The sequence below is a fragment of the Bifidobacterium sp. H6bp9 genome, from assembly GCF_032193695.1.
Lineage (GTDB): Bacteria > Actinomycetota > Actinomycetes > Actinomycetales > Bifidobacteriaceae > Bombiscardovia > Bombiscardovia kimbladii.
In genome coordinates, this window is sequence record NZ_JASTZY010000005.1 from 1 (window position 1) to 14498 (window position 14498).

General features: G+C 63.3%; 6 protein-coding genes. All 6 read right to left on the reverse strand.

The window, feature by feature from the left end; genetic code table 11:
- The coding region (locus QRX40_RS06940; RefSeq protein ID WP_313837274.1) for an InlB B-repeat-containing protein at nucleotides 1-1991 on the reverse strand (1991 nt) is incomplete at its 3' end.
- A gap of 196 nt (nucleotides 1992-2187) precedes the next feature.
- A complete protein-coding gene (locus tag QRX40_RS06945; protein ID WP_313837276.1) occupies nucleotides 2188-2334 on the reverse strand; it encodes a hypothetical protein in 147 nt (48 codons plus the stop codon).
- A 503-nt stretch (nucleotides 2335-2837) separates the two neighbouring features.
- Nucleotides 2838-6077, reverse strand: a complete 3240-nt coding sequence (locus QRX40_RS06950; RefSeq protein WP_313837277.1) for an InlB B-repeat-containing protein — start codon at nucleotides 6075-6077, stop codon at nucleotides 2838-2840.
- A gap of 187 nt (nucleotides 6078-6264) precedes the next feature.
- The gene (locus QRX40_RS06955; protein ID WP_183129728.1) at nucleotides 6265-6411 is read right to left on the reverse strand and encodes a hypothetical protein; all 147 of its coding nucleotides are present in this window, start codon (nucleotides 6409-6411) and stop codon (nucleotides 6265-6267) included.
- 521 nt (nucleotides 6412-6932) lie between these two features.
- On the reverse strand, nucleotides 6933-10145 hold the full coding sequence (locus QRX40_RS06960; RefSeq protein ID WP_313837279.1) for an InlB B-repeat-containing protein: 3213 nt from the start codon (nucleotides 10143-10145) through the stop codon (nucleotides 6933-6935).
- A gap of 903 nt (nucleotides 10146-11048) precedes the next feature.
- On the reverse strand, nucleotides 11049-14306 hold the full coding sequence (locus tag QRX40_RS06965) for an InlB B-repeat-containing protein (protein WP_313837280.1): 3258 nt from the start codon (nucleotides 14304-14306) through the stop codon (nucleotides 11049-11051).
- Nucleotides 14307-14498: the final 192 nt, after the last annotated feature.

Sequence of the window (14498 nt, forward strand, 5' to 3'; positions counted from 1 at the left end):
GGTTTCCCTACTTTGACCGGCGTAGTCCTTTGAGTGGTTGTCCCGTCGCCGAGCTGGCCAGAGCTGTTCAATCCCCATGCGTAGGCGTTCCCGTCGCTGCCCACGGCCAGCGAACAATCCCATCCGGCACTGACCTGCACGTAGGTGAAATCCGCAGGTGCGTTTGTAGGTTTCCTCACTTTGACTGGCGTAGTCCTGTCGGTTTTCGTCCCGTCGCCGAGCTGGCCATAGTAGTTGTTTCCCCATGCGTAGGCGTTCCCGTCGCTGCCCACAGCCAAGGAAAAACTGTTGTTGGAACTTTTTCCTCCGCTGATCTGGTTGAACCTGATGCCCCGGCTTGTGTCGGGCGGGGTGATGGTGGTGGATTCCCTGCCTAGCTGGCTGCCCTTGTCCGGGCTGATGCTCCACGTGCTGTTCGGTGTCCACTTGGCCGTCAGGGTCAGGTCCTTGTCGACGGGCTTGCTGAAATCGTATGCGACCTCCCCGATGAACCATCCGTCGAACAGATATCCTTCGCGCGTCGGGTCGGGTGAGGGCCGTTTCGCCTTCCCGTTTATGGTGGAAAAACTCTGGTCTTCTGGTTCTGGTTTTCCTCCGCCCGTGTCGAAGTGGACCGTGAGCGTGGATCGTGGTTCGGCGGCTCGTGTCAGCGGCTGGTCGACCGTGTAGTTGAGGTTTCTGGTGAAGGGCTGGCCGTCCTGCCTGCCGGTGATCGTGATGGCGGCTGGTCCCGGCTTGTGGGCGGGCATCTGCGCCTGCCATGAGTCGTTGTTCCTGGTGAGTTTGAGCGGCTGGCCGTCCAGGCTGGCTGTTTCCAGGATGGGCGCCTGTGTGGTGTCGAGCCGTGCTGGCTCGCCGTGCTGGCCCTGCCCGTCCAGGCTCCACCTGTATAGGCTGCCCTGCCTGCTGATGGCGGTGACCCTGCTGCCGATGCTCGCAGCCTGCACGTATGACTGATTCCCGTTGTCCGCGCGCTTGGGTGCTTCACCGGGCTTCCAGGTCCAGACATGGTCGTCCTTGCCGACGATCATGGTCTGGTCCCTGTTGGCGGTGATCCTGCTGATATGTGCGCTGTCCGGCAGACTGACCGGGGTCATGCTGGCAGTGTTGCCAGCCAGGTACCAGGCCTGCCCGTCCGTGTCCAGGAGGATGAACCCCTGGCTGAGAGCCTGGGCTTGAATGATGCGCATGTCCGGGTCCCGCTTGATACGTTCGGGTTCGGCTTTCCTGGTGTTGTTTGCGTCCCAGGTCCAGGCCTGCCCGTCCGCGTCCACGATGAGAGTCTGGCTGCCGGAAGCGACGGCGAGGACGGCCTGCGCCTGCCCAGGCAGGCTGGTTGCGGCCTGCTTTGTGAATTTCAGGTTCAGACCCTGACTGTCGGCATCGCTGGCCTGATAGGTGTGGATTCGTCCCTGCTGGTTCACGGCAAGCAGCCGGTCATCGTTCATGCTGATGCTGGTAAATCGGATGTTCCCATCGGCGTTAAGGATGGTGGGTGTGGGCTGTTGGCTGTTCCAAGCGTAGATCTTCTGGTCGGATCCGAGCGCCGCCTGCCATCGGCTGCCGGATGCGGCCTGCAGGTAGTGGAACCCGTCGGGAGCCTGGACGGGAGAAAGTACCTGTTTAGGTGTGCTGTCCTGCGTCCAGGTGTAGATGCGACCGTCGCCGGTCAGACCGACAAACCGGTCTCCTGCGGCTTGGATGCTGATGTAGTAGGGTTCTTGCGGGCTGGGTGGGCTGATGGTCAGCCGTGCGCCGGAGGCGGGTCCGTGGTCCGGGCTCAGCCGCCAGTCCGTGGTCTTGATCCACTTGGCTTTCAGGGTCGAGTCCTGGAGGATTGGGATTTGGAAGTCGAAAGGCTGGCCATCATGAGTCCACCCGCCGAATAAGAAGCCCTCGCGCACAGGATTCCGTTGCGGGGGAGCGACGAGAGTCCCGGTTTTCACAGTTGATTGTGTTGGCTTGCTGCCGTCGGCCGGGTCGAAGCGCACTGTATGCGAAGTCTTATCATCTGTCTTATCGGATGGTTCGGTTGAAGCGGATTCTGCACTGCCGGTAGCATCCGTCGGCGATGACGGGGTGCCAGGGCTCGGTGTTGTGGAGCTTAATGGAGTAGATGTTTGTATCGGTGATGGTGTGGGAAGTGGTGTGTTGGTTGTGTTGCTGGGGAGGGTGCCGGGGGTTTGGTTAGCTACGCGAGGGGTCTGACGACCCCCCCCCCCCGGTGAGTATGGGAGCGTCCGCCTGGGCGGATGCGACGCCCAGGCCTGCCAGCATTCCCAGCAGGATGACAGCCATCGCCATGATGCGACGCAGACGGGAAACCAGATGCATGAAACCAAAACCCCTTCACCAAACACCAAGCGGAATCAACACCGCCTGCCTAATAAAGTTCTTCCTGTCGGAAAGCCGTGCTGTCTGTCAATGCCAGCCCTGCATCGGATTGCAGGAGCCATGGCGCAAGCCAGCCGTCTTCTCGACATCCCCCGCTTTTCACCCTACCACCCGGTCGGCAGACAACACACATAAGCCAGAGCCAGCCGTCCGAAGACAACGAGTTCGGCAGCTGACGTTACGGAATTATGCCAGGACGGGGAGAACAGGCAGCGGCCAGGCTTGTCCGGGTGGTAAGCCCTGTTGCCTGCCCTGCTGTGTTCATCTCCCTTCCTGGGCGGAAACAAGAGAGGTCTGCCTGTATCCCCGCAGGCGGAAGTGTGGTGGGGGCGCGGGAGGGGAGTGTCGGCTCTCTTGGGGTGTGAGCCTTCAGTGACACGTTTCCTCCCTGCTCCCCCTTGATGGGCCGGGGGCGGGGGGATTGATACGCCGCCCGGCCGCTCTTACTCGTGCGAAGCGTGAACCAGTCGGCGTGTTTCCTTCCGGTGGCGGCGGGAGGCGAGGACCCCGCCCATGCCGGTCATGCCCGCGGCCAGGGCGAGCAGGATGCCCTGCCCGCCTGCCTTGGGGAGCACGCCTGCTGGCAGGTACGTGTACTTCAAGGAGGTGTCGGGCGTTTGGGGTGCGCCGCCCAGCGTGTAGTCCACGCTGACGGTGACCGTGCCCGGCTGGTGCGCGGGCGTGAACACGCTCACGCTACCTCCGTCGCCGCGCGTCAGGCCTGATGCGGGGGTCTGGTCGAACCTGACGCCGGTGATCACCAGAGCCAGGTTGAACGACACCGGCACAGGAACAGGGCTCTGGGCTTTACTGTTGTTTGCCCCTGTGGGGATGTTGTCGTTGCCGAGCTGACCAGAGCTGTTCCATCCCCAGGCGTAGGCGACTCCATCTGTGCCAATCGCCAGTGAATAATACCAACTGCCACTCACTAGTATGGCGTTCAGCCACGGGCCGGTCGAACTCGGGGACTGCATGGAGGCGAATACCTTTACCGGGGAATGTCGGTCACTGGTAGAGTTATTGCCAAGCTGGCCTTTACCGTTCATTCCCCATGCCCAGACGTTCTCATCTTCGTCAATGACCATCGAGAACTTAACTCCCGCGCTGACCTGCGTGGCTGTCACTGTGCCTGCATTCGCGGGGTATTGCACGCGCACGGGGACAGGATTCGCACCTTCTTCTCCGGTGGTGGTGCCGTTGCCGAGCTGGCCATGGCTGTTTTGTCCCCATGCCCAGGTGGTTCCGTCCTCGCCGATGGCCAGTGCATGCCAGCCGCCGGCGCTCACCTGGACGGCTTTCAGCCATGGGCCTGCTGCGGCTGTGGACTTGCCGGTGGCGAACACGCGGCTGGGCGTGGGGTGGAAGATGTTGGTGCTGGTACCGTCGCTGGTGTTGTTGCCGAGCTGGCCGTCGGCGTTGTAGCCCCATGTGTACACGTACCCGTCCTGGCCGAGGGCCATGTCGAAGGACCAGCTGGTGCTGATCTGCACGGCGTGGAGGACGCCGCTCGCATCCGAAGGATCCTTGACTGTTATGGGCACGGTCTGCGCGCTTGAGCAGTCATAGCTCCATCCTCTGGATATGCTGCCCCAGGTGTATACGGTGCCGTCGGCGGCCAATGCCATGGAGTTCCAGGCTCCTGCGGCGACCTGGATGGCTTTCAGCCCTTCGCCGGTGTTGCCGGGCCCGTGCACGCGCACGGGTGTTGACGAATTGGACTTGGTGTTGTTGCCGAGCTGCCCGTGGTCGTTGAGCCCCCAGGCGTACACGTACCCGTCGCTGCCGATGGCCAGCGAATGGTAGCCGCCGGCATCAGCCTGCACGTAGGTGAAATCCGCGGGCGCGCCTGCAGGCTTCGGCACCGGGACGGGCGTGTTCCGCTGGGCGGTCGTGCCGATGCCGAGCTGGCCGAACTTGTTGTTGCCCCAGGCGTAGGCGTTCCCGTCGCTGCCCACAGCCAGCGAATACCCCGTCTGATCGTTGATCATGTACCCTCCGCTGCTGACCTGGCTGAACCTGATGCCCCGGCTGGCGCTGTCTGGCGGGGTGATGGTGGTGGTCTCGTTGCCCAGCTGGCTGCCTTTATTGGGGCTGATGCCCCACGTGTTGCTTGCTTTTTCTGGCGTCCAGTGGGCGGTGAGGGTGAGGTCTGTGGTGACGGGCCTGCTGAAATCGTAGGCGACCTGCCCAGTGAACCACCCGTCGAACTGGTAGCCTTCGCGCATCGGATCAGGCGTGGGGCGCTGGATTCTGCCGTAGACTGGCTGGATGCTCTGGTCCTGTGGGGTCGGGCCTCCTCCGCCAGTGTTGAAATGGACCGTGTAGGCGGAATCCTGTTGGCCGTCTCTGGTCAGTGCCTGGTCGACCGTGTAGCCGAGGCTCCTGGTGAAGGGCTGGCCGTCCTGGCTGCCAGCGATGGTGATGACGGCTTGTCCGGGCTTGTGGGCGGGCATGTCCGCCTGCCATGAGTCGTTGTTCCTGCTGAGCGTCAATGTGTGGCCGTCCATGCTGGCTGATTCCAGTGTGGGTGCCTGGGTGGTGTCGATTCGGGCTGGCTTGCCTGGCTGGTCCTGCCCGTCCAGGCTCCACGCGAACAAGCCGCCTTTCCTGCTGATGGCGGTGATCCTGCTGCCGGTGCTTGTGGCCTGCATGTACTGCTGGCTCCCGTCGTCCGCGCGGACGGGGGTCTTGCCGGGCTTCCAGGCCCAGACGTGGCCGTCCGCATCAGTGATGGCGGCCTGGTCCTTGTTGGCGGCGGTCGAGCTGGCCTGCACGCCGTCCGGCAGGCTGAGCTGGATCATGGCGGCAGTGTCGTCTGGCAGGTACCGGGCCTGCCCGTCCGCGTCCAGGAGGAGGAACCCCTGGTTGAGGGCCTGGGCCTGGACGATACGGGTTTCCGGCTGTTGCTTGATGCGTTCGGGTTTGGCGCTTCCGGTCTTGCTCGTGTCCCAGGTCCAGGTTTGCCCGGCCGCGTCAACGATGAGGATCCGGCTGCCGGAGGCTGCGGCGGTGACGGCCTGCGCCTTTCCGGGCAGGCTGAGTGTTTCCTGTCCGTCGGGCTTGGGGCTCGTGCTCTGGCTGTCTTGGAAGGTGTGGATCTGTCCCTGCCGGTCCACCGCCAGCAGGAGGTCATTGTCCGTGCTGATGCTGGTGAACCTGGCATCCTGGCTGGTGTCGAGGATGGTGGGCGTGGGCTGTTGGCTGTTCCAGCTGTATATCCGCTGGTCGGATCCCAATGCGGCCTGCCGGCGGCTGCCGGCTGCAACCTGCTGGTAGCGGAACCCGTCGGGAGCCTGGGCGGGGGCGGGAACCTGCTTGGGTGTGCTGTCTTGCGTCCAGGTGTAGATGCGCCCGTCGCCGGTCAGGCCGACGGTCTGGTCTCCGGCGGCATCAAGACTGGCGAATTGAGGTTCCTGTCTGCTGGGCGGGCTGATGGTCAGCCGGGCGCCGGAGGCGGGCCCGTGGTCCGGGCTCAGCGTCCAGTCCGTGGTCTTCGACCACTGGGCTTTCAGGGTCGTGTTCTGGAGGATGGGGGTCTGCAAGTCGAAGGGCTGGTTGTCGTATGTCCACCCGTCAAACAGGAAACCATCACGCGCAGGATTCTGTTGCGGGGGAGCGGCGAGAGTCCCGGTCTTCACGCTCGTTTGGGTGGGTTTGCTGCCGTCGGCCGGGTCGAAACGCACGGTATGCGAAGCTTGATTATCTGTCTTGTCGGCTAATTTGGAAGGAGCGGCGTCTGCGCTGTCAGGCGTTCCCGTCGTCGATGACGGGGTTCCTGGTGTGGGGCTTAATGGTGTGGCTGGTTGTATCGGCGATGGCGAGGATAGCGGGGTGACTGGAGTGCTGCTGGGGAGAATGCCGGGGGTTCCGTTAGCTACGCGAGGGGTCTGACGACCCCCCCCCCCCGGTGAGTATGGGAGCGTCCGCCTGGGCGGATGCGACGCCCAGGCCTGCCAGCAGGCTGATCAGGACGGTCATCATCGCCATGATGCGACGCAGACGGGAAACCAGATGCATGAAACCAAAACCCCTTCACCAAACACCAAGCGGTATCAGAACCGCCTGCCTAATAAAGTTCTACCTGTCGGAAAGCCGCCCAATGCTCGAGGTCAGCCCGTGCAACAGACTGCACAAATCCTGACGGAAGCAAATTGTCTTCTCGACATCCCCCGTTTTTCACCCTACCACCCAGCCCGTCAACAACACACGAGCCGGGTCAGTCATCGATGACAATGAATTTTTTGGTTGAGGAAAAGCGTTTGTTTACAAATTATCCAGTAGTGGGAGCACGGACGAAGGCCGAGCTGACTTGGGGTTCTGTGCCGCTTGATCGGTTTGCCCAAGTTCCCTTCTTCCCATTGCAGAGGCGGGGCGTGCATCTGCTCTCAATTCCTGACCGCGGCAGTCGACAGTAGTGTGGTGGTGGGGGCGCAAGAGGAGTGCCGGCTCTCTTGGGGATGAGCCTTGAATGCGGCATTCCTCCGTGCGCCCCCGTTGTAAGCCGGGGGTGGGGGGATTTGATCCGCCTCCGGCCTGTCTTACTCGTGCGAAGTATGCAATAGCCTGTGCCGTTCTCTCCTATGGCGGCGCGAGGCCAGGACCCCGCCCATACCGGTCATGCCGGTGGCCAGGGCGAGCAGGATGCCCTCCCTTCCGGCCCTTGGGAGCACGCCTGCAGGCAGATATGTATATCTGAGGGAAGTATCGGGCTGCTGGTGTATGCCGCCCACCGTGTAGTCCACACTGACCGTGACCGTGCCCGGCACGTGTATTGGCGTGAGCACGGTGACGCTATTGTCTTTGCCATGCGTCAGGCCTGATACGACAGTCCGGTCGAATTTGACGCCGGTGATCACCAGCTGCAGGTTGAACATCACCGGCACAGGAACATATGCATTATAGGTGGTGCGGTCGCCGATCTGGCCAAAGGCGTTGTATCCACAGGCGTATGTGTATCCGTTTGGGCTCACAGCCAGCGAATGATGGTCTCCGGCAATGAACTGTGTGGCTTTTAGTCCTTTGCTCGAGTCGGTGGGGTTGGCGGGGTCGCGCACGTGCACAGGAACAGTTGAAGAGTTGCTGGTGCTGTTGCCAAGCTGACCAAAGGCGTTGTATCCCCATGCGTAGGCGTATCCGTCGCTGCCAACGGCCAGTGAATGATAGTATCCGCCGCTCACTTGTACGGCTTGCAGTCCTTTGCTCGTATCGTAGGGGTTGGCGGGGTCGTGCACGCGCAAAGGAACAGGATTCGGATAATGAACGCTGCTGTTGTTGCCGAGCGAGCCATTGCTGCTGTCTCCCCAGGCGTAGGCGTATCCGTCGCTGCCCACGGCCAACGAATGATAGGTTCCACAGCTCACCTGTACGGCTTGCAGTCCTTTGCTCGTATCGGTGGGGTTGGCGGGGTCGCGTACGCGTACCGGAACAGACGAATCTGCATAGTAATCGTTGCTATTGTTGCCAAGCCGGCCATATTCGTTGTTTCCCCATGCGTAGGCGTATCCGTCGCTGCCCACGGCTAGCGAGTGCTCGTATCCGGCACTGACCTGCACGTAGGCCAAATCTGCAGGTACATCTGTAGACGTCTTGGGATCGGGTTTCTTCACCATGACCGGCGTAGTCCTGCTGGTGGTTGTCCCGTCGCCGAGCTGACCAGAGCTGTTGTATCCCCACGCGTAGGTGTTCCCGTCGGCGCCAACGGCCAGCGAATGATAGGTTCCGCCGCTCACCTGTACGGCTTTCAGTCCTTTACTCGTATCGTAGGGGCTGTCGGGGTCGCGCACGCGCACAGGAACAGTCGAATACCCGCCGCTGGTCTTGTTGCCGAGCTGGCCATTGTCGTTGTTTCCCCATGCGTAGGCGTATCCATCGCTACCCACGGCCAGGGAATGATAGTATCCGGCACTGACCTGCACATAGGTGAAGTCCGCCGGCAGGTCAGGATACGTTTTGCGATCGGGCATCTTCACCATGACCGGTGTGGTCCGGTTGGTTTTCGTCCCGTCGCCGAGCTGGCCATATTCGTTGTTTCCCCATGCGTAGGCGTTCCCGTCGCTGCCCACAGCCAAGGAAAAACCATAGGAATAATAACCTTCGTATTTTGATCCGCTGACCTGACTGAATCTGATGCCCCGGCTGGTGTTTGGCGGGGCGATAGTGGTGGATTCGTTGCCCAGTTGACTGCCCTTGTCGGGGCTGATCCTCCACTTGTCGTTCCCGCTTTCAGTCCACTTGGCGGTCAGGGTCAGATCCTTGGTGACGGGCTTGCTGAAGTCGTAGGCGACTTCCCCGATGAACCATCCGTCGAACTGGTAGCCTTCGCGCGTCGGGTTAGGGGTGGGCCGCTTTACCCTGCCGTAGGTGTTTGAGATGTTCTGGTCTGCGGGTTTGGGGCTTCCTCCGTCCGCATTGAAGGTGACGGTGTGGGTGGTGCCCTGCTGGTCGTCTCGTGTCAGCGGCTGGTCGACCGTGTAGTTGAGACTCCTGGTGAAGGGCTGGCCGTCCTGCCTGCCGATGATGGTGATGGTGGCTGGTCCCGGCTTGTGGCCGGGGATTTCCGCCTGCCAGATGCTGCTGATCTTGCTGAGTTTGAGCGGCTGGCTGTCCAGGCTGGCTGATTCCAGGGTGGAGTCGGTGCTGGTGTCGAGTCTGGCTGGCTTGCCGGGCTGACCCTGCTCGTCCAGGCTCCATTTATATATGTCGCCCTGCCTGCTGATAGCAATGATCCTGTTGCCTGCAGCTGTTGCCTGCACAAACTGCCGGTTCCCGTTGTCTGCGCGCTTGGGCGCTTCGCCGGGCTTCCAGGTCCAGAGGCGGCCGCCTTTGCCGACGATCATGGCCTGGTCATTGTTGGTGGCGGCCGAGCTGGCTTTCATACCTTCTGGCGGGTTGACGGCAGTGGAATCGGCTGCGGTGTTGGCCAGGTACCGGGCTTGCCCGTCCGCGTTCATGAGGAGGAACCCCTGGTTGAGGGCTTGGGCTTGGACGGTGCGCATGCCGGGCTGCTGTTTGATGCGTGCGGGTTCGGCTTTTCCGGTGTTGTTCTTGTCCCAGGTCCAGGCTTGCCCGTCTGCGTCCAGGGCGAGGATCCGGCTGGCGGAGGCTGCGGCGAGGACGGCCTGCGCCTGCCCCGGCAGCCTGGTTGTGGTTTGCTCGACGGGCTTCTGGTGCGGATTCTGGCTGCCGGTCTGGCTGTCTTGGAAGGCGTGGACCTGTCCCTGCCGGTCCACGGCCAGGAGCCGGTCATCATACATGCTGATGCTGGTGAACCTGCTGCTCTGGCTGGTGTCGAGGATCACGGGTGTCGCTTGTTGGCTGTTCCAGGTGTAGATGTGCTGGTCTGATCCTAATGCGGCCTGCGATCGGCTGCCGGCTGTGGCCTGCAGGTAGTGGAACCCGTCGGCGGCCTGGGCGGGGGAGGGAACCTGTTTGGGTGTGCTGTCCTGCGTCCAGGTGTAGATGCGCCCGTCGCCGGTCAGGCCGACAGTCTGGTCTCCTCCGGTTTGGACGCTGACGTAGCAGGGTTTCTGCGGGCTGGGCGGGCTAATGGTCAGCCGGGCGCCGGAGGCGGGCCCATGATCAGGGTTCAGTGTCCAGTCCGTGGTTTTCGACCATTGGGCTTTCAGGGTCGTGTCCTGGATGATGGGGGTCTGGAAGTCATAAGGCTGGTTGTCGTGTGTCCATCCGTCGAACCGGAAGCCCTCGCGCACTGGGTTCTGTTGCGGGGGAGCGGCGAGCGTGCCGGTTTTCACGGTTGATTGAGTAGGCGCGTTCCCGCCAGCTGGGTCGAAGCGCACTATGTGTGAAGTGTGATCATCACTATCGGATGGCTTGGTTGAAGCGGATCCTGTGTTGTCCGGACTGCTTGTTGACGATTGCGGGGTGTTTGGGCTTGGTGTCGTGGAGCTCAGTGGCGAAGAAGGTGTCAGCGGTGATGGCGAGGGCAGTGGAGTGTTTTTTGCGTTGCTGGGGAGAATGCCGGGGGTTTGCTTAGCTACGCGAGGGGTCTGACGACCCCCCCCCCCCGGTGAGTACAGGAGCGTCCGCCGCGTTTGCGGATGCGACGCCCAGGCCTGCCAGCAGGCCCAGCAGGACGGTCATCATCGCCAACGCGCGACGCAGACGGGAAACCAGATGCATGACTCGTAAACCCCTTCACCAACACCAAGCGGAGCCAGCGGCTCGCTTAAAAGCGTCTTGTTTGCCGGAAAGCCGTCCTGTCTTTCAACGCCAACCCTGCACCGGATTGCAGGAACTGTGGCGGAAGCCAGCCGTCTTCCCGTTACCCCTGTTTTTCACCATACCACCGGTTTGACAAGCAACACACAAGCCGGATCCAAACGCCCGACGGCTGTGATTGCAGTAATTGGGCATAGTCGGCTGCTTAGGGCAATTATGAAATTGCATGAAAGGGGCTGGCTAGGATCGGGTGGGGGTGGCCGCCATGGTGGGGTGGTTGCATGCCCGTATCCCGCCATGGCGGTTGCCCCTCTCCTGATGTGCCGTCCAGACTTTGCAGGCTGGACGGAGTGTGGTGGGGGGCGCGGGAGGGAAGTGTCGGCTCTCTTGGGGTTTGAGCCTTGATTGACACGTTTCCTCCCTGCTCCCCCTTGATGGGCCGGGGGCGGGGGGATTGATACGCCGCCCGGCCGCTCTTACTCGTGCGAAGCGTGAAGCAGCTGGTGTTGTTCCCTCCGGTGGCGGCGTGAGGCCAGGACCCCGCCCATGCCGGTCATGCCGGTGGCCAGGGCGAGCAGGATGCCTTCCCCGCCTGCCTTGGGGAGCACGCCTGCGGGCAGGTACGTGTATCGGAGAGAAGTGTCGGGCGTTTGGGGTGTGCCGCCCAGCGTGTAGTCCACGCTGACGGTGACCGTGCCCGGCTGGTGCGCGGGCGTGGTCACGCTCACGCTGCTGCCGTCGCCGCGCGTCAGCCCTGATGCGGGGGTCTGGTCGAATCTGACACCGGTGATCACCAGCTGCAGGTTGAACACCACCGGCACAGGAGCCGACTTGTCGTTTGTGCTGTTGTCGCCGAGCTGGCCTAAGCCGTTCCATCCCCATGCCCAGGCGTTGCCGTCGCTGCCCACGGCCAGGGAATGATTGGCTCCGGCGCTGACCTGTGCGGCTTGCAGTCCTTGGCTCTTGTCGGTGGGGCTGGCGGGGTCGCGCACGCGAATAGGAACAGGATTCGTGTCACTGGTTCCGCTGGCGGTGTTGTTGCCGAGGTTGCCAGCCCAGTTGCATCCCCATGCCCAGGCGTTGCCGTCGCTGCCCACGGCCAGCGAATGATCGCCTCCGGCGCTGACCTGCAGGTAGGTGAAGTCCGCTGGCAGGTCCGGGTACGTGCTGCGGTCGGGCGTCCTCACCCTGACCGGCGTGTACCGGTTGCTGCTTGTCCCGTCGCCGAGCCGGCCATACTGGTTGTTTCCCCATGCCCAGGCGTTGCCGTCGCTGCCCAGGGCCAAGGAATGATAGGCTCCGGCGCTGACCTGCAGGTAGGTGAAGTCCGCTGGCAGGTCCGGGTACGTCTTCCGGTCGGGCGTCTTCACCCTGACCGGCGCATGCCGCTCGATGGTTGTCCCGTCGCCGAGCTGGCCATTATTGTTGTTTCCCCAGGCGTAAACGTTGCCGTCGCTGCCCACGGCCAGCGAATAAAGCTCTCCGGCGCTGACCTGCAGGTAGGTGAAATCCTCTGGCAGGTCCGGGTACGTGCTGCGGTCGGGCGTCTTCACCCTGACCGGCGTGTACCGGTTGCTGGCACTCGTCCCGTCGCCGAGCTGGCCATAGCCGTTCCATCCCCAGGCGTAAACGTTGCCGTCGCTGGCCAGGGCCAGGGAATGATTGGTTCCGGCTCTGACCTGCAGGTAGGTGAAGTCCGCTGGCAGGTCCGGGTACGTCTTCCGGTCGGGCGTCTTCACCCTGACCGGCGCATGCCGCTCGATGGTTGTCCCGTCGCCGAGCTGGCCACTGCCGTTGTATCCCCAGGCGTAAACGTTGCCGTCGCTGCCCACGGCCAGGGAATGAAAGTATCCGGCGCTGACCTGCACGTAGGTGAAATCCGCTGGCAGGTCCGGGTACGTGCTGCGGTCGGGCGTCTTCACCATGGCCGGCGCATGCTTGTCGTCTCTCGTCCCGTTGCCGAGCTGGCCATCGTTGTTGTTTCCCCAGGCGTAGGCGTTGCCGTCGCTGCCCACCGCCAAGGAAAAACCATAGCTGGGGTTTGTTGATCCGCTGACTTGGCTGAATCTGATGCCCCGGCTGGCGTTGTCGGGCGGGGTGATGGTCGTGGGTTCCCTGCCCAGCTGGCTGCCCTTGTCCGGGCTGATGCTCCACTTGGTGTTCCGGCCTGCGGGCGTCCAGTGGGCGGTCAGGGTCAGGTCCTTGTCGACGGGCCTGCTGAAATCGTAGGCGACATCCCCGGTGAACCAGCCGTCGAACAGGTAGCCTTCCCGCGCAGGGTCGGGGGAGGGGCGCTTCGCCCTCCCGTACGGGGAGGAGACATGCTGGTCTGCTGGTTTGGGGTTTCCTCCGCCCGTGTCGAAGCGGGCCGTGAACGCGGATCCTGGCTCCGCAGCCCGTGCCGGCGGCTGGTCGACCGTGTACGCAAGGCTCCTGGCGAAAGGCTGCCCGTCCTGCCTGCCCGTGATGAGGATGGCGGCCTGTCCCGGCTTGCGGGCAGGAGCTTCAGCCCGCCAGGAGCCCTTGCTCCTGCTGAGCGACAACGCCTGGCCGTCCAGGCTGGCTGATGCCAAGGTGGGCGCAGCAGTGGTGCCTAGCCTGTCGGGTTTGCCGGGCTGGCCCTGCCCGTCCAGGCTCCACGCGAGCATGCCGCCCTGCCTGCTGATGGCGGCGATCCCGCCGCCGGCAGCGGCGGCCTGCACGTACTGCTGGCTCCCGTCGTCCGCGCGCTTGGGGGCTTCGCCAGGCTTCCAGGCCCAGACGTGGCCGTCCGCATCAGTGATGACGGCCTGGTCCTTGTTGTCGGTGATCCTGTTGGCCTGCGCGCCGTCCGGCAGGCTGACTGGGGTCATGCTTGCCGTGCTGCCAGCCAGGTACCGGGCCTGCCCGTCCGCGTCCAGGAGGAGGAACCCCTGGTTGAGGGCCTGCGCCTGGACGATGCGCGTTTCCGGCTGCTGCTTGACGCATTTGGTTTTTCCGGTCTTGCTCATCTCCCAGGTCCAGGCTTGCCCGTCCTCGTCCACGATGAGCGCCTGGCTGGCGGAGGCCGCAGCGGTGACGGCCTGCGCCTGCCCGGGCAGGCTGATGGCGGCCTGCTGTATAAGTTCCGGGTTCTGGCTGTCGGCATTGCTGGCCTGATAGGCGTGGACCCGGCTCTGCCGGTCCACCGCCAGCAGGAGGTCGTCGTCCGTGCTGATGCTGGTGAACCTGGCATCCTTGCCGGTGTCGAGGATGGTGGGCGTTGTTTGTCCGCTGTCCCAGGTGTATATCCGCTGGTCGGATCCGAGGGCGGCCTGCGATCGGCTGCCGGCTGCGGCCTGCAGGTAGCGGAACCCGTCGGGGGCCTGGGCGGGGGCGGGAACCTGCTTGGGTGTGCTGTCCTGCGTCCAGGTGTAGATGCGCCCGTCGCCGGTCAGGCCGACAGTCTGGTCTCCGGCGGCGTGAACGCTGGAAAATCCAGGCTCCTGCCTGTTGGGCGGGCTGATGGTCAGCCGGGCGCCGGCGGCGGGCCCGTGGTTCGGGCTCAGTGTCCAGTCCGCGGTCTTCGACCATTGGGCTTTCAGGGTGGTGTCCTGGAGGATGGGGGTCTGCAAGTCAAAAGGCTGGCCGTCGTATGTCCACCCGTCGAACCGGAAGCCCTCACGTTGAGGGTTCTGTTGCGGGGGAGCGGCGAGCGTGCCGGTTTTCACGGTTGACTGTGTGGGCTTGCTGCCGTCGGCCGGGTCGAAGCGCACTGTGTGCGAAGCCTGATCAGCTGTCTTGTCGGCTGATTGAGTCGGTGTGGTGTCCGTGTTGCCAGGTGTTGTCGTCGTCGGTGACGGGATGCTTGGATTTGCTGTCGGGCTTAACGGTGTGGCGGCTTGTATTGGCGATGGGGAGGGCAGCGGGGTGCTGGTTGCGCTGCTGGGGGGAATGCCGGGGGTTTG

Excerpts from the sequence above, each read along its gene's own strand:
- QRX40_RS06945 (WP_313837276.1), bottom strand. The coding sequence starts at position 2,334 with ATGCATCTGGTTTCCCGTCTGCGTCGCATCATGGCGATGGCTGTCATC.
- QRX40_RS06955 (WP_183129728.1), bottom strand. The coding sequence starts at position 6,411 with ATGCATCTGGTTTCCCGTCTGCGTCGCATCATGGCGATGATGACCGTC.